Source organism: Chromatium okenii, assembly GCF_016583745.1.
In the GTDB taxonomy this organism is placed as follows: Bacteria; Pseudomonadota; Gammaproteobacteria; order Chromatiales; family Chromatiaceae; genus Chromatium; species Chromatium okenii.
This window is the reverse complement of record NZ_NRRQ01000009.1, coordinates 68,968-91,731: the sequence shown is the minus strand read 5'-3', so window position 1 is coordinate 91,731 and position 22,764 is coordinate 68,968. Positions and strand designations below refer to the sequence as shown.

The window sequence follows — 22,764 nt, the reverse complement described above, 5'->3', positions numbered from 1 at the left end:
ATGTATAACCATCAGATACCCCAAAAAGCACTCGGACATGTGTCACCGGTGCAAGCGTTGAAAAACTGGCAGCAGAAAGAACCCGAACGCTTCAAAAAACAGGTCTACAATCTCTCGGGTCTTGACATGTTTAGCGTTCCCACGCTTTAACGTGGGAACGTTTCCACCGCATTAACGCCCGCCATATACCGCTTCAATGCGTTGTCCCACTGCTGCTTGCTCGTCCTTCAAAAACTTCAATTCCTCGTCAACCTGTTGCCGATTGGCTTCAAGCAATTTCTTCTCTGCCTCAGTTTTCTGTTGTTCCTGTAACTGGCTGTTGAGCTGTTGCTGAATGTCATTCAGAACTCTGTTGAGAAGTTCTTTTCTGCTGTCTATAAGAGATTTCACCCTCTTTTCTAGGCTGTCATCAAACAACTGCTTCAATGGTTTCCATTTGCCCTTTGGTTCCTTTAAGGGTATTTTTTCGTTCAGGCTGTCTACTACCATATCAGCCAGTTCTTCGGGTTTTTCTACACCCGATCCACTTGAAAAACCAAGAGCTACTCCTATGCCTGCAAGCACTCCTAATGGCCAAAAAACAGTAGAAGCTAGACCAAGACCTACTGCTGCCCAGCCCACACCAGCGCCAAGTGCTGCGCCACCAACACCGAAAGCAGTGGCTAACACTAATCCAGTTTCCCAATCATAGCGAGAAGTTTTAAAATCTCCAATATCTTTATCGCCAAAAGAATAACTGGAGGAATCAATGCTCAAATTGGTTTGAGAAACGCCGTAGTCCTTTTCTAGCCTTCCTTTAGCCAAAATGAGCTGATCATCAAATAATTGATTCGTTGCTCCGATCACTGTTTCAATCTTGTTTTGTATCTCCTGAACCGTTTTGCCCATGAGGTCTTTAATATAAGCAGTCGCTGCGGAAGCCATGACAGGCTTCGCACCATCACCAGACTTATCCTCTCGGGTGTTCAGTTGTGCAACTAAATCGTCTTTGAATGTTCCAATTTGTTGCTTGTGAAGGCGATTTAAAGTGTTCTGAAAAGTGAACTCGTCCTTCCCTTTACTGCGTGTTACGACATCCCGATACCAAACAGGAATCCATTCATCAAACAGATTTTTTATCTTTTCTTTATCCTTCTGGAACGCGTCAATCTTCTGCTCAATTCGTTCCAATGATTCCTCTTTTTTGCTCAGCTCGTTTTCATAGATGGCAATCAATCCCTTGAGTAAAATTTCCACCTGTGTGTTGGTACTAACTAAATAGGTTCGATCTTTTTCCTCTTGCAAAAAGCGGTTCAGATCAGCAGTAAAATGCTCGAAATTCAATCCGGTATGACATGAAAGCGGATAAATTCTGGCGGCAGTCAATTGACCCTTGAATAGTTCAGCCAAAAGCTCGCTGATTGTTTGTACAATCTCTTCGGATGCTCTTTTCGACAAATCAACCTTAGTAGCGACAATGAAGAGTTTGTTGAGATTATCTTCCGGAACATCTTTCCGAAAATGATGCAATAAATCTATCTCATCCTGTTTTTCAAAGGCGGTTGCTGCTTCACTCAAAAACAATAGCGCGTCAGAAGTTTTAATCAGCTCCTGCGCAACGGTGGTGTCACGCCGTGTCGCTGAATTGGAACCGGGAGAATCAATTACATCAATATGCTGCAAAAGTGGCAAATCCTGATATAACACCAGATTATTCACCAAACGTATTGCGGATTTATCCGCCATGATCTGAGTCAATAATCCACGTGTCTGTGTATAATCCGTTTGGATTGTTTCGTATTGCGGCAATGCTTCGAGCAAAAGCAGGGCATCCTGTTTTTTTCTCAAGAGGGTTTTCGTCAAATTCCAATTATCCCGTTGGCTAAGATGCTCAATCCAGTGCGACTGCTGTTTTTCAATCCACTCAACCGCAGTTTTTTCATCCGTTGGTATTGCAAAAGAAGGGTCTTCAGTAAAAGGCTGTAAACTCTCTTGTAGCTCCTGTAATAATTCGCTGCGTTTTTTCCATACAATGCGCACACTACCTGCTGGATTATTGATATCCGCGAAAGCAACAACAGTATGCGCCGCTGTACAGCGTCTTTCATCGACGGGTAACAATTCACCACAATCAAGCAGCGTGTTAATGAAGGTCGATTTCCCTGCTTTCATGCTTCCGAATACGCCCAAGCGAAATTTACCGTTTCTGATTTTTTCAATCAGTATATCTAAATTATCTTTATCCGTTTTCGATAATGATTCTTCAGATTGAATCAAGTCTCTCGTGCATGTCAGAATGTTGACCAGTTCCGCTTTAATGGCGGTACTTTGATGAAAACGCTGATTTCGCGAATTAAATCGATTTTTACTCAGACCTCGATTTTTACTCAGACCTTTTTTCAACTTTTTATCAATGTCAGCTTTCTGCTTTTGATAACGCTCGCGTGCCTGCTGAATAGTCGGAGTAATATCAACCGTGCCCATGCGTTCGGCGCTCCCGTTGGTCTGTAAAAAATGGCGCAAGTCATGCAAAAGCGACTTGCTCCGTTGGTTAAAACGAATCTTTTCCTGCAAATCACGATACTGATTGAACAGGTGCAAATGCAGGTGCTGATTTAACTCAAAAAAGCGGCTATCGTCAATTTTTAATTGATTGCGGTCGCGTTGTCCCTCATACGCCAATCGCGCCGAAAGCGGAAAGATCGCTGAAACGTGCGCCCCAAGTTTGCTTTTCACTGCCGCCAGCGCATCGTCACATTCATCTTGTTCTAAACTGTCGATTTGATTCAGAATTACAATCACGGGGCTGTCAGGATTCGCAGCACGAAAGCGCAAAATCTGTTCGTGATCGAGTTTTTCTGCGCCCTTATTATGCAACACCCAAATCAACGCATCAGCCTGTTCTACTTCAGCAGCACTGGTCGCGCTGTCATCGGCATTATGATCTAAACCCGGCGTATCAATTAACGTGAAATGCTGTAAAAAAAGATCATTGGGACAGCAGATTTCAATCTGCGCAATGCTGGCGTGTTCATGCTGCATTAACACGCTGATTTGTTCACGGATATGCTCATCGCTGTAATACTTGCGCCGATCACGTCGCCCATTGCGACGCACCACAATCAATTCCTCGCAGTCGCCAGCTTTCAACGTGTTAATGGTGCAGGTGCTGCGCACCGCTTTAACCGGCATTAACTGGCGTTTTACCAGCGCATTCAAAAAAGTTGATTTACCTGCATTAAACCCACCGGCAACCACCACGCGCATTGGATCATCTAAACGATTCAAAAACGCATCAATCCGCTCCAGCAACGTTTGGCGTTGTTGGGCAAGTGCCGGCGCGAGATAACGATTGGCGCGTAACTGTTCGCGGTAGCCATACAATTGATTGATGTCAATATGATTGCCGTGCGGCTCAGTACGAAAACGCGGATTAATACGATGTTCTTGCGTCATGTGCTACTCAATGCCAATTGGAATTTTTGTGATGAACATTTTGCAAGCGATGGGAATAAAGACAGACAAGCAGCGCAAAGCTGTTGCAAGTAAAGCGAGGAGTTTTTTTGGAGCGGAAATAGGAAGATGGTGCGCGAGGGGGGACTCGAACCCCCAAGAATTGCTTCACTGGAACCTAAATCCAGCGCGTCTACCAATTTCGCCACCCGCGCAAGGTCTTTATCTTACGCTGCCGCTAGAAAAATTGGTATCACTGCGCCAGCACTTTATTGCAATGATTTGATTATCAAAGTAAATAAATCATAATCGCGCCAGCTCCCGCGCCACCGTTCCCGCCACGCGCAGCCGCCATTTGTTAAACTCAAGCGTCTTTTTTCGCACATGACATCTCACGGTTTCACGATGAGCAGCACCGGCTTAAACAGCACTGAAGACATCATCGCCGACCTGCGCCAAGGGCGGATGGTCATCATCATGGACGACGAAGATCGGGAAAACGAAGGCGATCTGCTTCTCGCCGCCGATTGCGTGACGCCAGAAGCAATCAATTTCATGGCCAAATACGGGCGCGGTCTGATTTGCCTCACCTTGACCAAAGACCGCTGTGAACGGCTGCGCCTGCCGCTGATGGTCAACGACAACCAAGCCGCACATTCAACCGCCTTCACCGTGTCGATTGAAGCTGCGCACGGCGTCACCACCGGCATCTCCGCTGCGGATCGCGCTGTGACCATCCGCGCCGCAGTCGCTGCCACCGCCAGCGCCAAAGACTTGGTACAGCCCGGGCACATTTTCCCGCTCATGGCGCAGCCCGGCGGCGTCCTCGTCCGCGCCGGTCACACCGAAGCTGGCTGTGATTTAGCGCGGCTGGCGGGATTCAGCCCCGCTGCCGCCATCGTCGAAATTCTCAACGACGACGGCACGATGGCGCGACGCGCAGATTTAGAACTCTTTGCGCACACGCACGGTTTGAAAATCGGCACCATCGCCGACCTGATTCAATATCGCGTCCGCCATGAAAAAGCCGTGCTGCGCGAGTGCGCCTGCGATCTGCCGACTGCGGAAGGCACCTTTCGGCTGGTGGCGTACCGCGACAGCATCGACAACGACATCCATCTTGCCCTCACGCTCGGCGACATCAGCCCGGAGCGTCCAACGCTGGTGCGGGTACATTTGCAAAATACCCTCTGCGATCTGTTTGAAACCGTGCGCCCCGGCTGCGGCTGGCCGCTGCGAGAGGTGATGCACCAAATCGCTGCCGCTGGTGAGGGCGTGATCGTAATTTTGCGCAACCGCGACCGCCCCGCTGACGTGCTGGCGCGATTGAAAGAGTTGCAACCTCAAGATGACGACGCGCCAGCGCCCAGTCGTCCGCAAGATCGCAACGAGCTGCGCACCTACGGCATTGGGGCGCAGATTTTGGCGGATTTGGGCGTGCGGAAAATGCGGGTGATGAGCGCCCCGAAAGCAATGCACGCCATTTCTGGCTTTGATTTGGAAGTGGTCGAATACACCGGCGGACGGTCGGTTTAACCGGAGATTTTTGTGATGACAATCAAAACGATAGAAGGCAATTTTTGTGCAGCCAGCGAGATGCGGTTTTGTCTCGTCGTCGCCCGCTGGAACAGCTTTGTGGTGGACAGTCTCGAACAGGGCGCACTTGATGCGCTGCGGCGGCACGGCGTCAGCGATGAGCAATTGACCATCGTGCGCGTGCCCGGCGCATTTGAGATGCCGGTGGCGATTGAACGGCTCGCTGCGCAAGGTGGTTATGACGCGATCATCGCGCTGGGCGCAGTGATTCGCGGTGGCACGCCGCATTTTGAATATGTCGCCGGCGAGTGCGTGAAAGGCATGGCGCAGGTCAGTTTGAAATACGGGCTACCGGTCGCGTTCGGCGTGTTGACGGTCGATAGCATCGAACAAGCGATTGAACGCGCCGGCACCAAAGCCGGCAATAAAGGCGCAGAAGCGGCGCTCTCGGCGCTGGAAATGGCGAACTTGTTGCGGGCGCTCGGTTAAGCCGATGAGCATTCCTGAAAAAATCACCCCGCGTCGCCAATCCCGGCGTTATGCCGTGCTGGCGCTGTATCAATGGCAATTGACCGGCGACAACCCGCTGACGATCAAACGCCATCTGCTTGATGATCCCGAATGGCTGGACGCAGTGGCGATGTCCCTGACTGGCGCGGATGACGACGCGCCGACCGATCCGCAGCTCCGTTATCAATTCAACCTCGAACTGTTGGAAGAATTGCTGACTGGCGTGCCGCAGCAGATCACCGTCATCGACGCGCAATTGGCGCGATTTCTGGATCGCCCGCTGGATCAAGTTGATCCGGTGGAGTTGGCGATTTTGCGGCTCGGCGCATTTGAAATTCTATTTGCCGACAACATCCCCGACCGCGTGGCGATCAATGAAGCCATCGAATTGACCAAGCTGCTCGGTGCGCACGACGGGCACAAATACGTCAACGGCGTGCTCGATAAAATCTCCCGTCATCACGCGCTGCAAGTCGCGCAGGCTCAACGCGCTGCGGCGCCACCCGCTGATGTCTGAATTCGCCTTGATTCGCCACTTTTTCACCGCGCTCGGCGCAGCGCGAGCGGATGTCGCGCTCGGCGTTGGTGACGACTGCGCTCTGCTCAAGGTTCCTGCTGGGCAACAGTTGGCAGTCAGCATCGACACCTTGACGGCGGGAGTGCATTTTTTTGCGGATTGCGCTCCGGCCGCAGTCGGTCATAAAGCACTCGCCGTTGGTCTCAGCGATCTCGCGGCGATGGGCGCACAACCGGCGTGGGCAACGCTGGCGCTGACGCTGCCGAGCGCAGATGCCGCGTGGCTCGCGCCGTTCAGCGCCAGCTTTGCGGCGTTAGCGCACGCGCACGGCGTCCAATTGGTGGGCGGCGATACGACTCGTGGCGCATTGAGCGTGACGGTGCAGGTACACGGTTTTATCCCTGACGGCGCAGCGGTGCGTCGCGCTGGGGCGCAGCGCGGCGATGTGATTTGCGTCAGCGGCACCTTGGGCGATGCTGGGCTGGCGCTGCGGGGATTGCTGTCAGGCAGCGCAGTTGCACCGGAATTGCGGCAGCGGCTGGAGTATCCGACGCCGCGAGTGCAGTTGGGGCTGGCGCTGCGCGGGCTGGCGACGGCGATGATTGATTTATCTGACGGGTTATTTGGCGATCTCGCGCATCTGCTGACGGCATCTGGAGTGGGCGCAGAAGTGGCGCTGGCGCAACTGCCGTTATCGCCGTTGGTCGCAAAAGTTATCGCTCAAGATGGCGACTGGGCGCTGCCGCTCGCCAGCGGTGATGATTATGAATTGTGCTGCTGCGTTCCCGCCGCGCAGCTCGCCACCGCGCAAGCACGGGCGGCGGCAGTCGGTGTGGCGTTGCAGCCGATTGGACGGATTGAGGCGGAAACTGGAGTGCGCTGGCGCTTGCCTAACGGTGAGATGTGGTGCGCTGCCGCTGGCAGTTACGATCATTTTGCAAACAGTTGAGACGGCGGAGATGCGCAAACACTGGGGCAGGGGAATGATCGCGGTGGTGTGGCTCGTCACGTTGGGCGGCTGCGGCGGTACCACTGCGTTAAATAAAAATGAGGAATTGCCGGTGTCTTGTCTGACGAAGCCGGATGCGGGGCCGGGGCGAGCGCGAGAACAGCGGTTTTATTACGACTACCGCGACAATCGCTGCAAAGCCTTTTATTACGGTGGTCGCCAAGGGCGGGTGCCGTTTCAGACTTTGCAGGATTGCCACGACTTTTGCGTCGCCGAATAGCGGCGCTCAGATGCCGACTTTCAACTTCTGCCCGGGGCGAATGTGCTCATTTTCAGGATTGAGTTGGTTGAGACGGCGCAATTCACCGATAGACAAGCCATTGATTGCCGCAACGCGATAGAGCGTTTCTTGCGGCTGCACGACGTGATAACGCGGTGCGGGCGTCACCTTTTTGGCGATCACGCGCTCGGTTGGCGCGGCAGCGAGCGGACGCGACGACGTTGGTTTCGCCGCTGTCTGCGCCAGCATCGCGCTTGCCACCGGCGGCGGTTGGCGACCAACGCGCCGAATCGAACCTTCCGGCAGCCAGATGGTGCTGCCAGCGGGAAGATTGGCACGTCCACCGCGCACGGCATCGCCCCAATGCAAATTCAAATCCGCCAGTTGGGCGCGGGAGGTGCGGTAATGCTGGGCGAGATGATCGACTGGCATGGCGCTGGCGAGCACCAAGCGGTCATGCGGCCACGGACGTTCGTAATTGATGCCAGTGGGAAAATAACGGCGGGGATTACGCGCCACTTCGCGGGCGGCGAGAAATTCGGCGTAGTAATTCCGCGACGCAAATCCAAAGGCTTTGCCGTTGTAATTCTTAACAATTTTGCCAATATGATCGCCGTGCAGTGCTTTGGCTTTTGCCATACCGCCCTGCCCGTGATTGTAGGAAGTGACCGCCAGCGGCCAGCTTTTTAAGCGCCCATAGGCTTGCGCCAAATACCGCGCTGCGCCATCGGCCGCCAAAATGGGGTCATATCGCTCATCAACGGTGTCATTCACCGTCATGTATGCCCGCCCGGTCGCCGGCATAAATTGCCACACGCCGCTGGCACCGACTTTTGATTTCGCTTTCATCTGAAAAGACGATTCGACGTGCGGCAAATAGGCGAGGTCTTCCGGCACGCCGTGACTGCGCATGATCTCGCGGAAGGCTTCATCGTAGCGCCCGCTCACTTCTAAACTGGTTTGAAACCGCTCGCGCAAACCGCGCTGCGCCCGCACCCGTTCTGCCGCGCCATATACCGCCGCCTTGCCGCCGCTGTGCTCAAATTTCGCCAACGTGTCCTTTTCACGCGCACTCAGGCGTTGCCCCGAACGGAGCCGATTTTCCAAATCCCGCAGCGCGGCAACATGTGTGCTGAGTCGCTCTTCAATCCACGCTTTCTGCGTGGTGTTGTAACCACCTTGTGAGGTGCCGGGGATGGTGGCGACCTCATAAATCACGCCCAGATGTTCATCGTCGTGAATAGCGACCTCGCCGCGTCCCCACACGCCATAAACGTGCCGCCAAAAATCGACGTTGTCTTTGATTTCATTGGGAATCGGGAAGGCGGACGAGCCTTTGATGTCGCTGGCGCTGTCGAAACCGTCGCGTTTGCCGCCTGAGCCAGCGCAGCCGTTGAGGAGTAAGGAAACGATCAGCAAAAAGAGTGGCACTGACCAGAACCGGCGGAGAGATTGCGTGGGTGCTTGTGAAAGTTGTAGTGGCATGAGGCATGTTCTCCATCACAGAAACGGGGTGAAGTATCTGGCACAACATCCCGTTTTGCAAGCAAATATCCTGATGCCGAGGCGTTAGGCGCTGCCCAGCGGCGAGATTCCAGCCGCTTCTAATAAGGCAATCAAGCGAATCAGCGGCAGTCCGATTAACGCATTCGGATCATCACCTTCCAGCCGCGCAAATAAGGCGATGCCCAAGCCTTCAGATTTGAAACTCCCTGCACAATCAAATGGTTGCTCGCGGTCAAGATAGGCGTCGATCTGCGGGCGCGTCAGCGGACGAAAATGCACTCGAAACGGTTCCACCACCGTTTGCACCTGCCCACTGCGGGCATCAAGCAGACACAGCCCGGTCTGAAACAACACGCAGCGTCCGGCAGCGCGTTCCAGTTGACCCACCGCCGTCGCCCGATTGCCGGGTTTGCCCAGCACCAGATCATCGAGCACTGCGACCTGATCCGAGCCGATGATGAGGGCGTCAGGATGTGCGACTGCCACTGCCTGCGCTTTGGCAACCGCGAGCCGACTCACCAGCGCGGTCGGCGTTTCAGCAGGCTGGCGCGTTTCATCGACCCGCGGGGCGACGGCGGTAAACGGCAGCCCCAGTCGCGCCAGCAGTTCGCGGCGATAGGGCGAGGTAGAGGCTAAAACCAGCGGTGGTTGCGATGGACTCATGCCGCTCTCGGTAATTGAAAGATGGAGACGATTTCGCTCAAGGTGCGGGCTTGTTCGCTGAGACTTTCGGCAGCGGCAGCGGCTTGTTCGACCAACGCCGCATTTTGCTGAGTGACAGCATCCGTTTGTCCGATGCTGTGCATCATCTGCGCAATATCAGCCGATTGTTGACGGCTAGCGGTGCTGATGTCGGTGATGAGGGTGGCGACCTCGCGGAAATTGACCACCAATTCCGCCATCGTGCGTCCGGTGGCTTCGACCTGATGGACGCCCTCATTGATCCGCCCCACGCTGTCATCAATCAAGAGCTTGGTTTCCTTGGCGGCCTGCGCACTGCGCTGGGCGAGATTGCGCACCTCGGCGGCGACGACCGCAAAGCCGCGCCCTAATTCGCCCGCACGAGCGGCTTCGACGGCGGCATTGAGCGCCAAGATGTTGGTTTGAAAAGCGATGGAGTCGATCACGCTGATGATGTCGGCGATCTTGGTGCTGGAGAGTTGAATGGTGCCCATCGTGGCGATCACGCTGTCCACCATGTCGCCGCCTTGCCGCACGATGTCATTGGCATGACGGGTAATGTTGTTGGCTTGCATGGCGTTGTCAGCGTTGTGCTGCACGGCAGTGGTGAGCGTTTTCATGCTGGCGACGGTTTCCTGCAAATTGCTGGCTTGTTCCTCGGTGCGGCTGGCGAGATGGTTATTGCCAGCGGCGATGTCATGTGCTGCCGAGCTGACCACGCCGGTGGTCTCAGTAATCTGGGTGATGAGATCGCGCAAACAATCGACCGTCGCGTTGGTGTCATCTTGGAGCTGACCAAACACGCCAACGTGTGTGCCCGTCATGCGCCGGGTTAAATCCCCGCCCGCCAGCGCCTGTAACACCTTGCCGACATCCTCCAGCCCCTGCGCCACGATGGTCAGCAACACGTTGACGCGAGTGGCGACCTCCAGAAAAAAGCCCTGTTTATCCGCAGTGGTGAGGCGCGGCGAAAAGTTGCCATTGCTTGCTGCCGCAATCACGCAAGCAATTTCCTGCTCGGCGGTCACTTCAGCGGTGCGATCCAGCCATTGCGTGACGCGCCCCTGATACCCGCCTGCATCCGTGCGCACCGGACTGACGGTCACGCGCAAATGACGCTGCGCCAACACGGTATCGAGCGAGCGTGTCACGCTCAATTCAGTGCGATAGGCGGCGCGAGTGGTCTCATCTTCAAAATAATTGGATAAGCGTTCGCCCAACAGCGCCTTGACATCGCGCCCCGGCGTCCGCCGCTCGGCAATCCCCGTCCACAATTGCGCGGCAGCGTGATTGAAATACACCAGTCGATGTTGATCATCCGATACGGTCACGGGCACCGTCACATTGTCCAAAGCAAAGCGCACCCGTTGATTTTCAGCAGCCACATGTTGTGCTTCAGCAATATGTGTTTTGAGTTCTTGCTGCATATTTTTAATTGCCGCCAACACGCTGGTTTTTTGATTATAGCGCACCACAATCTCCAGCTCTAAATCATCATTTGCAATACGATTGGCAATCCGTACAATTTCGGCAGGTTCACCACCCAATTGCCGCAATAGATCGCGCAAGAAATATACTGATAACAGAGAGGCAATGATTAAGCCAGCACCTGCCATGAGAATAAATTCCCAGCGCGTATATTCAGCAAAGGTTGTCACCGTAGTGATTTCAGTTTTAACTTGCTGATAAAAGTGCGCTTCAATCATATACGCTAATGCAGCGATGCCCTCGGAAACGCCACGATCAATTCCAACTACTTGGCGATCAATTTGATAACCATCGTTTGGTTCTGACAGCTTAAACTGCTGCAACGTATTGATATATTTGTTGGTTAAAGCATCGTGCTGACTTTTCAATTGTTCCGCTGCAACTGTAGATAAGCCGATTTTATTAAGCAATTGCAGCGTAATTTTTAATTGATTCTGGACGATTTGGCTTTCCCGATGAAACTGGGTGAAATGCTGTTTATAGCTGTTAGCATCGCTGCCCCGCATTAAGATATTTTTCCATTCTTGCACCTGAATCTTAAAGTGAAGGTGGGCGGCTTCAATTGCATTAGTCACGGCAGTTTCCGTGAGTACTATTTCCAATCCTGAGCGCGTTTTATTGGAGACATAGTGGATGTTGCGAATGCCTAAACCGACGACTGCCAGCAGCAAAAGCGCAACTAACACTAAAAAAGTGATCATCTTCATTCGTATTGTCATGTGCATCCTCGTCATTTTATCATCTGTTATTCACAGGTTTGTGTATTTTTCGAGCGTCCATCCGTCACTTTTATAACACAGTTGTTTACGCAATTGTTGGCTTTATTAGCGACCACTTATTCTGCACCAAAATGGTGTTATTTGTGATCCAGCAATGACACCGGAACCCGCCATCGTTGACACAAAAAAAAGCCGCCAACTGCAACCACAGTTGACGGCACGAGAGCGAATGCTCTGGCGTTATTTCAGATTGCGCCTACCAACGCGGTCCGCGAGACGGACGTTCCCCACGCGGCTTGGCTTGGTTCACTTTCAGATTGCGCCCTTTTAACGGCGTCTCGTTCAGCCCCTTGATCGCGGCGTCTGCCTCGGCGTTATTCGGCATCTCGACAAAGCCGAACCCTTTGGAATCACCCGTAAATTTGTCGGTGATCAGGTTCACGCTGGCGATCTCGCCATAAGCACCAAAGGCGTCACGCAATTCTTCTTGAGTCACGCCGTAGGCAAGGTTGCCAACATAGATATTCATGCTGCGATGTCCATAGAATGCGCATTGAAGAGAGTGAGAACGGTCGAAAAATCAATGCACAACTGATTCGACAGCCTATGCCCCCAACCGCTGGAGACCAAGTTAAATCCGCACACAAGCGCAGCTTGCGCTCATCTACTTTGTATGCCAATTCAATTCCAATTTAATTCGGTTTCAGCGTCGGGCGGGAGCGTTGTCCACCACCACGCCGAGCGCCTCCAGAACGTGGCGGCGGCGTCGCTGCACGCGGCGGAGCATGACTGTGTCCCCGTCCCGCTCCCGCCTTCGCCGCCTGCGGGCGTCGCCGCTCGCTCGCATCCGCTTCCAGCGGCGGCGGCGTCAGCGCCGGCTCAAAACCAACAACCGGCTTGAGCGCAAACTGCCGTCCCAGCAACCGCTGGATGCTTTTCAGCAACACCATTTCATCGTGACTGACCAGCGACAGCGCCAGCCCACCTGCGCCCGCCCGTCCAGTACGCCCGATGCGATGGACATAATCTTCCGCCACATTCGGCAGCTCAAAATTCACCACCTGCGGCAACTGCGCGATGTCCAAACCCCGCGCCGCGATGTCAGTCGCCACCAGCGCCCGCACCATGCCCCGTTTGAATTCATCCAAAGCACGGGTTCGCGCCGCTTGGCTTTTATTGCCGTGAATAGCAGCAGCGGCAATTCCTGCCTGCGCTAAATGCTCTGCTAACCGATTAGCACCGGCTTTGGTGCGCGTAAAAACCAATACCTGCTGCCAATCTTCGCGTTGAAACAGATACGTTAATAACTCGCGTTTACGCGCTTTATCAACCGGATACGCAGTTTGAATGACGGTCTCTGCCGCAGTATTGCGGCGAGCGACTTCAATCAATTGCGGCTGGTGGAGCACACTGTCTGAAAACTGGCGCATCTCTTCAGAATAGGTGGCAGAAAAAAGTAGGTTTTGGCGACGCTTCGGCAATAGCGTGAGAATGCGGCGGACATCGTGAATAAATCCCATGTCAAGCATTCGATCTGCTTCATCCAGCACCAACAGTTCAATCCGTGATAAATCAACTGTGCGCTGACCAGCATGATCAAGCAAACGTCCCGGCGTGGCAATCAATACATCAACGCCGCGCCGTAATTGATTGACTTGTGGTTGTATTCCCACCCCACCAAAGATGACGGTAGAACGCAGTGATAAGTGAATACCATACGCATGAACACGTTCACCAATTTGCGCTGCGAGTTCACGGGTTGGCGCTAAAATCAAGGCGCGAGGCTGCCGTTGCGGGTGCCCCTTGTCAGCTAATAACTGTAATAATGGCAATACAAAAGCAGCGGTTTTGCCGGTACCAGTTTGCGCACCAGCAAGCACATCGTGACCGGCGAGAATCACCGGAATCGCTTGTTTTTGAATTGGAGTAGGTTGTGCGTAACGCTGTGTTGTAACAGCGCGTAACAAATCGGCCCGCAGACCGAGTGAAGCAAATGACATGAAGGCTCCTGAAACCGGTTTAACCCAAGCAATTGTTTAGCGGGTCGGTTTAGGCAAGGGTGAGGAAAGAAAATCAAGAAAAGGTCTTAGCAATCAAGGCGCTGCACCAAAAAATAGCCTTTTAACGAGAGAGCGTACTGTTCGAGTGTACGCATCTTTGGTCTGAATAGCGAATCAATGATCCAGCGCAAAAAGTGCCCCGCTTCATCTATTGTCAAGCCCGACAACTGCGATAAAACGGGGGTTGCCCGAGTTCCGAACGTCTTAAACAAGAACCGCTTGGAGGGAGTTAGCCTTGAATACTTCACGATCCGCTTTGGAGCTCGGATCAAAGCCCTGTGCCTGCATTTTTTGTTTCATCCAGCGTGGTAATACGCCGCGCACATAAATGTGTTTGGCGTTTTCTGGATCGACGTAATGGGTGTATTGACGGGTGGCACCACCGGGTTGCTTCTTTGCCGGGCCGCGACCGCGACGCTTCTTCGGCGCAAGGAATGGGATGATGTCATCATACGAATAACCATTGTTATCAATGATGGTGCGAATCTGTTGAATCACGTCATCTTTACCTGCTTGACGCCGTGCTTCTAACATCCGATTCAGTTCGGCCTGTTTGCTCTCGGCTTCATTGAGCTGGCGCTTCAGTTCTTCAAGACTCAGGTTAGCGTACTCCACGAGCGATACCTCCAGAATGTGATAATGGTTTGGAACCTGACGCGCTCACCAATAACCGCGTCTATTTCTAATTTATGCGATTCTAAATAAATGTCAAGAAGTCTATTGCACGTTAATCGGGTTGGCGGCGGGTCAGGAACATCGCATCGCCGTAGCTAAAGAAGCGATAACCGGCGGCAACTGCGTGACGATAGGCATTCATTATGGGTGTATAGCCGGCAAAAGCTGCGACTAAGATCAATAATGTAGACTCAGGCAAGTGGAAATTAGTGATCATCGCATCGACCACTCGAAAACGGTCGCCGGGGCGAATAAATAGCCGACTGTCCCCGCAATACGGCTTGAGTTCACCGGCGGCGGCAGCGGTTTCTAAACTTCTCACGCTGGTGCTGCCGACGGCAATCACGCGCCCGCCGCGTTGACGCACGGCAGCAATGCGTTCGCACAATTGCGCCGTCACTTCCAACCATTCGGCGTGCATCTCGTGTTGCGCTAAATCCTCAACGCGCAGCGGTTGAAAAGTGCCCGCGCCGACGTGCAGCGTCACTTCGGCGCGTTCAATGCCCAATTCGTCCAATTGGCGCAGCAGGGCGGCATCAAAATGCAGCCCGGCGGTCGGCGCAGCGACCGCACCATCGCGGCTGGCAAATAGGGTTTGATAACGCGCCGCGTCGCTCGTTTCATCGGGGCGCTGAATGTAGGGCGGTAGCGGCAGATGTCCGTACTGCGCCATCACTTCCGCGATTGGCAACGTGGGCGTGTGCAGCCGAAATAACGCGCCGTCGCGCCCGATCACCTGCACCGGCACATTGCCGGTCAGCGTCAACTGCGAACCGATGGCGGGAGTTTTGCTGGCGCGGAGATGCGCCAACGCTTCCTGCGGGGCGAGCACCCGTTCAATCAGCACTTCCACGCGCCCGCCCGTCGCTTTGTGCCCAAACAGGCGAGCTCGCATGACGCGGGTGTTGTTAAACACCAACAAATCAGTGGGGCGCAGCAGTTGCGGTAAATCCGTGAACAGCAGATCGCGGGGGGCGGCGGTTTCCGCATCGAGAGCGAGTAGCCGCGAGCCGCTGCGGGTGGGCAGTGGATATTGCGCGATCAATTCCGGCGGGAGGTCGTAGTGGAAATCAGAGCGAGAAAAACACATCACAATTCATCGGTTTTTAATTCGTTGGCAGTTAGCAGTTGTCAGTGAGGCGCGTTAATGAGTGGCGGTTATTTTTTAATCCGGTAATAAACAAGAATTGACAACCAGCCAGCAACTTTTTTAGGTTTTCAACTGACAACTCAACTGTCGCTCTGCAACACCAGCGGCATCTGCAACACCCGGCCATCACACCGTGGGCGTCCGGCGTCATCCAGCCGCAGCCGCCCTTCCGCAAACCAGCGCACCGCTAACGGATACAGCCGATGCTCCTGCGCCAGCACTCGCGCCGCCAACGTCTCTGCCGTATCACTCGCCACCACCGGCACTCGCGCTTGCACGATCACCGGCCCGCCGTCGAGTTCCGCCGTGACGAAATGCACACTCGCGCCGTGCTCGCGTTCACCAGCCGCCAGCGCCCGCTCGTGTGTGTGCAAGCCTTGAAACTTGGGCAACAGCGACGGGTGGATATTCAGCATTCGCCCGCGGTAATGCGCCACCAGCGCCGGCGTCAAAATCCGCATAAACCCCGCGAGCACCACCAAGTCTGGCGCGTGACTGTCGATTAACCGTTGTAAATCAGCATCGTAGCTGGCGCGGTCGGGATAAGCGCGATGACTGAGCACCAGCGCCGGAATCCCGTGCTGCCGTGCGCGCTCCAATCCAAACGCCGTCGCCTGATTGCTGATTACCGCCACCACCGCAAACGGAGCGCCAGCGATCTGCGCATCCAGCAGACTTTGTAAATTGCTGCCACCACCGGAAATCAGCACCACCACCCGCAGTGCCTGCTGCTCACTCATCGGCCGCTCCGCTATAACTCACGCTGGGTTCAGTCGCGCCGGCAATCACGGCACCAATGCGCCACGCCGTTTCGCCTGCCGCTTGCAACTGCGCCAATGCTGCGTCCGCATCTTCCGGCGCGACGACAACGATCATGCCCACGCCGCAGTTGAAGGTGCGCAACATCTCGCTGGCGCTGATATGACCGTGCATTTGCAGCCAGTCGAAAATCGCCGGACGTTGCCAACTGCTCAAATCAATGCTGGCGCAGGTGCCGGGCGGCAACACTCGCGGCACATTGTCAGTCAGACCGCCGCCGGTGATATGCGCCAGCGCATGGACGTGCAGACTGCGCGTCAGCGGCAACACGGAACGGACATAAATCCGCGTCGGTTCCAGCAACCGCTCGCCCAGCGTCGCGCCATCAAAGGGCTGCGCTAAATCCGCGCCGCTGACCGCCAACACTTTGCGAATGAGGGAATAACCGTTGGAATGCGGGCCAGACGCCGCCAGCCCGATCAGCACATCGCCCACCTGCACCCGCTCCGGCACGATCAACGCCGCTTTTTCAGCGATGCCCACGCAAAACCCAGCCAGATCGTAATCACCGTCCTGATACAACCCCGGCATCTCCGCCGTTTCGCCGCCGGTCAACGCGCAACCCGCCAGCTCGCAGCCGCGCGCGATGCCGCGAATCACGGCAGTGGCGACGTTCACATCCAAACGCCCGGTCGCGTAATAATCGAGAAAAAACAACGGCTCCGCGCCACTGACGAGAATGTCATTCGCACACATCGCCACCAAATCAATGCCAATGCTGTCGTGGCGACCGGCTTCGAGCGCCAATTTCAATTTCGTGCCCACGCCATCCGTGCCAGAAACCAACACCGGCTGGCGATAATCCGCCAGCGGCAACTCAAAGAGCGCCCCAAATCCACCCAATCCCGTTAATACGCCCGGACGCATGGTGGCAGCAGCCAGCGGTTTAATCTGTTCAACGAGTTGCGCCCCAGCATCAATATCGACGCCAGCGTCACGATAACAAAGAGAATGAGACGACATCATTTGGTTCCAGTGAAACGGCAATGGCGCAATTGTATACCCAATTGCTTGGACACCTGCCAATAACCCAGTTAGCATCTTCACTTTCGTGATTGCTAGAGCATCAGGGTTTTTGTGTGAAACTCAAAGACTTACCCAATATCATTAGCGTGCTGCGGCTGATTGCCGTGCTTCCTGTGGTCTATCTATTATTTGTAGACGAATTCGGCTGGGCACTGGTGCTATTCGCAGCAGCGGGAGCCTCAGATGGACTCGACGGCTTTTTAGCCAAGCATTATGGATGGCAAAGTCGGCTCGGCGGAATTCTCGATCCGCTCGCCGATAAAACGCTATTGGTGTGCTGTTTTTTAGTGCTCGGCACCCGCGATCTCATTCCGATTTGGTTGGTCTTGGCAGTGATTTGCCGCGATTTAATCATTGTCGGTGGCGCAGTGCTGTATCACTATCAAATCGAGATCTTAGAAGCGACCCCCATTCTCACCAGCAAACTCAATACGCTGATGCAAATTGTATTAGTGGTCGCCGTGATTATGAATGCCGGCCCCGTTCCGCTGCCCGCATCCGTATTAACCGCTTTGATTTGGCTCAATCTCACCACCGTAATGATCAGCGGCGTGCAATATGTCTGGATTTGGGGACGCAAAGCGGCGCGGCATGGCTTCAAAGCCGATTAAATACGCATTAAGCGTTTAGACGCAAAGCGGTCTGTGCTAATCGCTGTCCCAACGCAAAACAGAGTTGGCGTTCTTCATCGCTAATGGGCAATTGATTACTGGCTCCCGCGAGATGCGACGGGCCATACGGAGTGCCGCCGCTCGTCGTGTGCAGCAACGCCGGTTCGCTATACGGCACACCCATAATCATCATGCCGTGATGCAGCAGCGGCACCATCATGGTCAATAACGTGGATTCCTGCCCGCCGTGCAAGCTGGAAGTGGAGGTGAACACGCCCGCCGGTTTACCAATTAACGCGCCCGCCAGCCACAGATCGCTGGTGCCATCGAGAAAGTATTTGAGCGGTGAGGCCATGTTGCCGAACCGCGTTGGGCTGCCGAGCGCCAACCCCGCGCAGTGGCGCAGATCATCTTGGGTGACATAGGGCGCACCGCTGGCGGGAACGCTGTCCTCAACCGCTTCGCACACGGTGGACACGGCGGGCACGGTGCGCAGTCGCGCCTCCAAACCGCCCGCTTCCACGCCGCGAGCGAGGTGATGCGCCATGTCTGCCGTCGCGCCGTGTCTGCTGTAATATAAAACTAAAATATAACGCATCGTTTTGTTCCTTTCATTCGTGCTTGAATGGTTAATGAAAACGCAAAAATGGCGACTACTGCCAGCTTGTGCGATGTTAATCACGCAGTGAGATGATTTTCCACTGCCGCGCTGTGGCGAGGGCGCGTAATTGCGGATCAGGATCAACGGCAACCGGATGCGTGACCCGTTCTAATAGCGGCACGTCATTATGAGAATCACTATAAAACGTGCTGCCATTCAAATCGCCACCGTGCGCCAGTAGCCATTGCTCTAAGCGAACGACTTTGCCTTCTCTAAATGCCGGAATGCCTGCGACTTCGCCGGTATACTGTCCATTGTCTTCAGCAGGTTCGGTGGCAATTAAATGCGAGATGCCAACCCGCGCTGCAATCGGTGCGGTGACAAAAGAATTGGTGGCGGTGATGATAATGAGCGTATCACCAGCGGCGCGATGGCTGGCAATTAATTCCAGCGCCGCCGGCAGCAGCAATGGCACAATACACTCATTGATAAATTGCTCTCGCAAGGCAATGAGTTGTGCTCGCGGATGATCGCGCAATGGTCGCAATGAAAAACGCAAAAAGGCGGCAATATCTAAAGTGCCGGCGTGATAATCACGATAAAATTGCGCATTCTCGCGTTCGTAGACTGCGCCATCGACAATGCCCTGCGCTGCTAAAAAACAGCCCCATAAATAATCGGAATCGCCGCCCAGCAGCGTGTTATCCAGATCAAACAGTGTGAATGCCATAACGATAAAGCTCTGAGTGCGACGGCAGCGGCGCTGAATTGCGCTGGCTCATGGCGCAATTGTACGCGGCAGCAGTGGTGAATAAACGGTTACGCGCATCAATTGCACCGTACCCCAGCAAGCTCTTGATTCACAATCGCTTACGCAGGACATCGCTTGCCGCTGATGATAGGGATATGGAAAAATGACTTCAGACCTGACCACAGGATGCGCTTCCTTGATCGATCACGACGGCTTTAGACCCAATGTCGGCATTATCCTGAGCAATCGGGAGCGCCGTTTATTTTGGGGACGCCGCGTTGGCCAAAATGCGTGGCAATTTCCCCAAGGTGGCATCAATGCGGATGAAACGCCGGAACAGGCGATGTACCGCGAACTGGAAGAAGAAGTCGGGTTACAGGCGTTGCAAGTCACGGTTCTCGGCTGCACTCGCGGCTGGCTGCGCTACCATCTCCCGAAACGCTATATCCGCCAGCAGTGTGGTCCGACCTGTATTGGCCAAAAACAGGTGTGGTTTATGTTGCGGGTGGATTGCGGTGAAGAGGCGTTTTGTCTCGATGGTACGGATAAACCAGAATTCGATGCGTGGCGCTGGGTGCGGTATTGGCAACCATTGCAAGAAGTGGTGTATTTCAAACGCCATGTGTATCAACAAGCATTGGAAGAATTAGCCCCGATGTTATATCCCGATGGTGTGCCGCGTCGGGATGATTATTTTAGTAGTGTCGCTGGTTTTTTACGGCGGCGTCATCCTTAATTTCATTCTGCATTGTTGCGCATTGCTGCGCCGTGATGATTCCCGATTGTTGTGCAGGTGTTCTCGCCCGGCGACAAGTTGTTATTGATAGAGGTATTCGCTTGTCTGATCGCTCCACGACGCTGCGCGTCAGTATGCTTGAATCGCTGCGGCGTATTGTTCAAGAAGTGAATAATGCGCCCGATCTTGAACAGGCACTCACCATCATTGTGCGCCGGGTGAAACAGGCGGTTGGTGCGGATGTGTGTTCGGTATATCTCAATGATCTCGATAATCGTCGCCATGTATTGCACGCCAGTGAAGGCTTGCGCGGCAAGGTGGTGGGGCGGGTACGATTAGAATTCGGACGCGGTTTAATTGGCTTGGTGAGTGAACGCGCTGAACCAATTAACCTTGATGACGCGGCCACGCATCCGCGCTATGAAAACGTGATTGATACGAAAGAAGATCGCTATCACGGTTTTCTCGGCGCACCAATTATTCAAAATCGCAAAGTGCTCGGCGTATTGGTATTGCGCCAGCGCCAACGCCGTCATTTCGATGAGGATGAAGTCACATTTGTGATGACGCTCGCCTCGCAATTAGCCGGTGCTATTACCTTTGCGCGTACCAGCGGCGAGCTGGCGCGGTTGCAGGAGGACGGGCTGCCACAGCGTTTTTTACCCGGTCTGGCGGCCTCACCGGGTATCGGTATCGGACAAGCCGTGGTGGTTTATCCGCCCGCCGATTTGGACGCGGTGCCGGATCGCCGCGCTGAAAATACCGAGACAGAAGAGCTGGATTTTCAACAAGCTGTGAACGCAGTGCTGGCAGATTTGGAGCGTTTCGCCACCCGCACGCAAAAATTGCTCAGTAGCGAGGACATGGCGCTGTTTGATGCGTGGCGGATGATGTTGGAAGGCGACACGTTGATTGATGGCACTTTGGCGCGGATTCGCGCTGGCAATTGGGCACCCGGGGCGCTGCGCGAGACGATTAGCGAACACGTCAAGGTGTTCGACAGCATGGAAGACGCTTATTTGCGCGAACGTGCTTCCGACATCCGCGATCTGGGGCGCTGCGTGTTGATGCACCTGCAAAATTTGACCGCCGCACCCATTCAATATGCCGCGCAAACAATTCTCGTCGGCGAAGAAATCAGCGCGATGCAAATCGCCGACGTCCCGCGTGACAAATTAGTCGGTATCGTTTCCACCACCGGCTCCGGTTCTTCTCACGTCGGCATCTTGGCGCGAGGCATGGGCATTCCAGCGGCGATGGGCGTCGCAGATTTGCCGGTCGGTCGTGCTGAAGGGCGCGAAATGGTGGTTGATGGGTATCGCGGGCGGGTTTATGTCGCGCCGGGACCGGCAGTTCGCGCTGAATATCAACGACTTGCTGAAGATGACGCCGTGCTCACCAGCGAGCTGCAAGCGTTGCGACATCTGCCCGCCGAAACCACCGACGGCTACGCGCTGCCGCTTTTTCTCAATACCGGCTTGGTGTCGGAAAGTCGCCCGCTGGGAATTGAAGAATCGGCAGGCGTCGGGCTCTATCGCACCGAATTGCCGTTTATTGTGCGCGACAGTTTTCCCGGCGAAAGCGCGCAAATGTCGAATTATCGCCACGTTTTAGAATTATTTGCGCCGCGTCCGGTGACGATTCGCACCTTAGATATTGGCGGCGACAAACCGCTGCCGTATTTCCCAATGCACGAAGCGAATCCATTTCTTGGCTGGCGCGGTATTCGGATTACTTTAGATCATCCTGAGATTTTTTTAACGCAGGTACGCGCAATTTTACGCGCCTCAATTGGACTTGATAATCTCCAAATTCTCATTCCCATGATTAGCACTGTCGGCGAAGTCGATGATGCTTTGTTATTAATTCATCGCGCCCACGATGAATTATTAGAAGAAGGTTATCAAGTCAAGATGCCGCCGGTGGGCGTAATGATTGAAGTGCCGGCAGCGGTTTATCAAGCTGAAGCATTGGCGCGGCGGGTCGATTTTCTCTCCGTTGGCACCAACGATTTAACGCAGTATCTATTGGCAGTTGATCGCAATAATCCGCACGTTGCGAAATTATATGATGAATTTCACCCCGCAATTTTACGGGCGCTGCTGCAAATCATCACCGGGGCGCGGGTACACGGGCGCGAAGTGAGCGTCTGCGGCGAAATGGCCGGCGATCCATTGGCAACTTTTTTATTATTAGGAATGGGCGTCCACAGCTTGAGTATGGGCGCAGGAAGTTTATTGCGGGTCAAGCGCGTTATTCGCAGCATCAGCCGCGCTCGTGCGCGGGAAGTATTAAAAATTGCGCTGCAATGTGAAGATTCTGGTTCAATTCGCCGGCTCTTGCTGGACGCATTAGAAGATGTTGGATTGGGGGCGCTGGTGCGACCGGGTAAATAACCCGATTAAATTGCAATAAAAATGGCGCAACTCATGCGCCATAACTACCGCGCTGTTTTCCAAATCGCAGGCACAAAAAAACCACCGTTTCTGGTGGTTTTTTGCGTTATCTCATTTTCAAAATGGTGCCGAGAAGAGGACTCGAACCTCCACGAACTTTCGTCCACATGGACCTGAACCATGCGCGTCTACCAATTCCGCCATCTCGGCCTGCTCAATTAACGCCGCATTCACTGCGTGAATACTGCTTTGAGTGAGGGCGCATCTTAGTCAGGCACTTCTGGCTTGTCAACGCTACACTAAGCTCTTTTCCGAACTGAC

Annotated in this window: 20 protein-coding genes, 2 tRNA genes and 1 pseudogene; 9 read left to right on the top strand and 14 right to left on the bottom strand. The window is 54.2% G+C overall.

The features are described from left to right. Nucleotides 1-150 (top strand): annotated as a pseudogene (locus CKO12_RS14870) (IS481 family transposase); the annotation flags it as partial. Nucleotides 151-171: 21 nt separating this feature from the next. Here CKO12_RS14870 and CKO12_RS05095 read toward each other — a convergent pair. Together CKO12_RS05095 and CKO12_RS05090 are read right to left on the bottom strand one after the other, a co-directional pair. Next, entirely contained in the window at nt 172-3,435 is a 3,264-nt protein-coding gene (locus CKO12_RS05095) for a dynamin family protein (protein ID WP_200153652.1), read from the bottom strand. A 127-nt stretch (nt 3,436-3,562) separates the two neighbouring features. After that, nucleotides 3,563-3,647, bottom strand: a tRNA-Leu gene (locus CKO12_RS05090). Nucleotides 3,648-3,837: 190 nt separating this feature from the next. On the opposite strand from CKO12_RS05090, the gene ribBA reads away from it, so the two are divergent. The 5 genes from ribBA to CKO12_RS05065 are packed head-to-tail and all read left to right on the top strand — an operon-like array spanning nt 3,838 to nt 7,224. Then, nucleotides 3,838-4,968 carry a bifunctional 3,4-dihydroxy-2-butanone-4-phosphate synthase/GTP cyclohydrolase II gene (gene ribBA, locus CKO12_RS05085; RefSeq protein WP_200153659.1) on the top strand — a complete coding sequence of 377 codons (1,131 nt, stop codon included), beginning with the start codon at nt 3,838-3,840 and terminating at the stop codon, nt 4,966-4,968. 15 nt (nt 4,969-4,983) lie between these two features. After that, on the top strand, nt 4,984-5,457 hold the full coding sequence (gene ribH, locus CKO12_RS05080) for a 6,7-dimethyl-8-ribityllumazine synthase (protein WP_200153651.1): 474 nt from the start codon (nt 4,984-4,986) through the stop codon (nt 5,455-5,457). Between the two features lie 4 nt (nt 5,458-5,461). Beyond that, nucleotides 5,462-5,995 carry a transcription antitermination factor NusB gene (gene nusB, locus CKO12_RS05075; protein WP_200153650.1) on the top strand — a complete coding sequence of 178 codons (534 nt, stop codon included), beginning with the start codon at nt 5,462-5,464 and terminating at the stop codon, nt 5,993-5,995. Continuing rightward, nucleotides 5,988-6,944: a thiamine-phosphate kinase gene (thiL, locus tag CKO12_RS05070; RefSeq protein WP_200153649.1), complete on the top strand. Its 957-nt coding sequence runs from the start codon at nt 5,988-5,990 to the stop codon at nt 6,942-6,944. Before nusB ends, thiL begins: the two co-directional genes overlap by 8 nt. A 10-nt stretch (nt 6,945-6,954) precedes the next feature. Next, nucleotides 6,955-7,224: a BPTI/Kunitz domain-containing protein gene (locus CKO12_RS05065; protein WP_200153648.1), complete on the top strand. Its 270-nt coding sequence runs from the start codon at nt 6,955-6,957 to the stop codon at nt 7,222-7,224. A gap of 6 nt (nt 7,225-7,230) precedes the next feature. On the opposite strand, the gene CKO12_RS05060 is transcribed toward CKO12_RS05065, so the two are convergent. The 9 genes from CKO12_RS05060 to purM form a co-directional block, all read right to left on the bottom strand. Continuing rightward, nucleotides 7,231-8,709, bottom strand: a complete 1,479-nt coding sequence (locus CKO12_RS05060; protein WP_200153647.1) for a lytic transglycosylase domain-containing protein — start codon at nt 8,707-8,709, stop codon at nt 7,231-7,233. Between the two features lie 84 nt (nt 8,710-8,793). Next, complete coding sequence (locus tag CKO12_RS05055) at nt 8,794-9,393, bottom strand: Maf family protein (RefSeq protein WP_200153646.1); 600 nt, start codon at nt 9,391-9,393, stop codon at nt 8,794-8,796. Continuing rightward, entirely contained in the window at nt 9,390-11,606 is a 2,217-nt protein-coding gene (locus tag CKO12_RS05050; protein WP_200153645.1) for a methyl-accepting chemotaxis protein, read from the bottom strand. Before CKO12_RS05050 ends, CKO12_RS05055 begins: the two co-directional genes overlap by 4 nt. 268 nt (nt 11,607-11,874) lie before the next feature. Next, nucleotides 11,875-12,147, bottom strand: a complete 273-nt coding sequence (locus CKO12_RS05045) for an RNA recognition motif domain-containing protein (protein WP_200153644.1) — start codon at nt 12,145-12,147, stop codon at nt 11,875-11,877. A gap of 163 nt (nt 12,148-12,310) precedes the next feature. Further along, nucleotides 12,311-13,618, bottom strand: a complete 1,308-nt coding sequence (locus CKO12_RS05040) for a DEAD/DEAH box helicase (protein ID WP_200153643.1) — start codon at nt 13,616-13,618, stop codon at nt 12,311-12,313. 264 nt (nt 13,619-13,882) lie between these two features. After that, nucleotides 13,883-14,293, bottom strand: coding sequence for an H-NS histone family protein (locus CKO12_RS05035; protein WP_200153642.1), 411 nt, complete (start codon nt 14,291-14,293; stop codon nt 13,883-13,885). Between the two features lie 112 nt (nt 14,294-14,405). Next, nucleotides 14,406-15,443 (bottom strand): tRNA preQ1(34) S-adenosylmethionine ribosyltransferase-isomerase QueA, encoded by a 1,038-nt coding sequence (queA, locus tag CKO12_RS05030; RefSeq protein ID WP_200153641.1) that lies wholly within the window; start codon nt 15,441-15,443, stop codon nt 14,406-14,408. A 140-nt stretch (nt 15,444-15,583) separates the two neighbouring features. Further along, nucleotides 15,584-16,243, bottom strand: coding sequence for a phosphoribosylglycinamide formyltransferase (purN, locus tag CKO12_RS05025; protein WP_200153640.1), 660 nt, complete (start codon nt 16,241-16,243; stop codon nt 15,584-15,586). Next, nucleotides 16,236-17,288 carry a phosphoribosylformylglycinamidine cyclo-ligase gene (gene purM, locus CKO12_RS05020; RefSeq protein ID WP_200153639.1) on the bottom strand — a complete coding sequence of 351 codons (1,053 nt, stop codon included), beginning with the start codon at nt 17,286-17,288 and terminating at the stop codon, nt 16,236-16,238. The genes purN and purM overlap by 8 nt, the downstream gene beginning before the upstream one ends. Before the next feature lie 113 nt (nt 17,289-17,401). Here purM and CKO12_RS05015 point away from each other — a divergent pair, with 113 nt between their 5' ends. Next, a complete protein-coding gene (locus tag CKO12_RS05015) occupies nt 17,402-17,959 on the top strand; it encodes a CDP-alcohol phosphatidyltransferase family protein (protein ID WP_200153638.1) in 558 nt (185 codons plus the stop codon). A 7-nt stretch (nt 17,960-17,966) separates the two neighbouring features. Here CKO12_RS05015 and wrbA read toward each other — a convergent pair whose 3' ends face one another. Together wrbA and CKO12_RS05005 are read right to left on the bottom strand one after the other, a co-directional pair. Further along, nucleotides 17,967-18,557: an NAD(P)H:quinone oxidoreductase gene (wrbA, locus tag CKO12_RS05010; protein WP_200153637.1), complete on the bottom strand. Its 591-nt coding sequence runs from the start codon at nt 18,555-18,557 to the stop codon at nt 17,967-17,969. A 76-nt stretch (nt 18,558-18,633) separates the two neighbouring features. Beyond that, nucleotides 18,634-19,290 (bottom strand): histidinol-phosphatase, encoded by a 657-nt coding sequence (locus tag CKO12_RS05005; RefSeq protein ID WP_200153636.1) that lies wholly within the window; start codon nt 19,288-19,290, stop codon nt 18,634-18,636. Between the two features lie 217 nt (nt 19,291-19,507). Between CKO12_RS05005 and CKO12_RS05000 the strand changes: the two genes are divergently transcribed. Continuing rightward, nucleotides 19,508-20,047 (top strand): RNA pyrophosphohydrolase, encoded by a 540-nt coding sequence (locus CKO12_RS05000; RefSeq protein ID WP_200153635.1) that lies wholly within the window; start codon nt 19,508-19,510, stop codon nt 20,045-20,047. Nucleotides 20,048-20,181: 134 nt separating this feature from the next. Continuing rightward, entirely contained in the window at nt 20,182-22,443 is a 2,262-nt protein-coding gene (ptsP, locus tag CKO12_RS04995; RefSeq protein ID WP_200153658.1) for a phosphoenolpyruvate--protein phosphotransferase, read from the top strand. A gap of 123 nt (nt 22,444-22,566) precedes the next feature. On the opposite strand, the gene CKO12_RS04990 is transcribed toward ptsP, so the two are convergent. Then, nucleotides 22,567-22,653 (bottom strand) — tRNA-Leu (locus tag CKO12_RS04990). Nucleotides 22,654-22,764 lie beyond the last annotated feature (111 nt).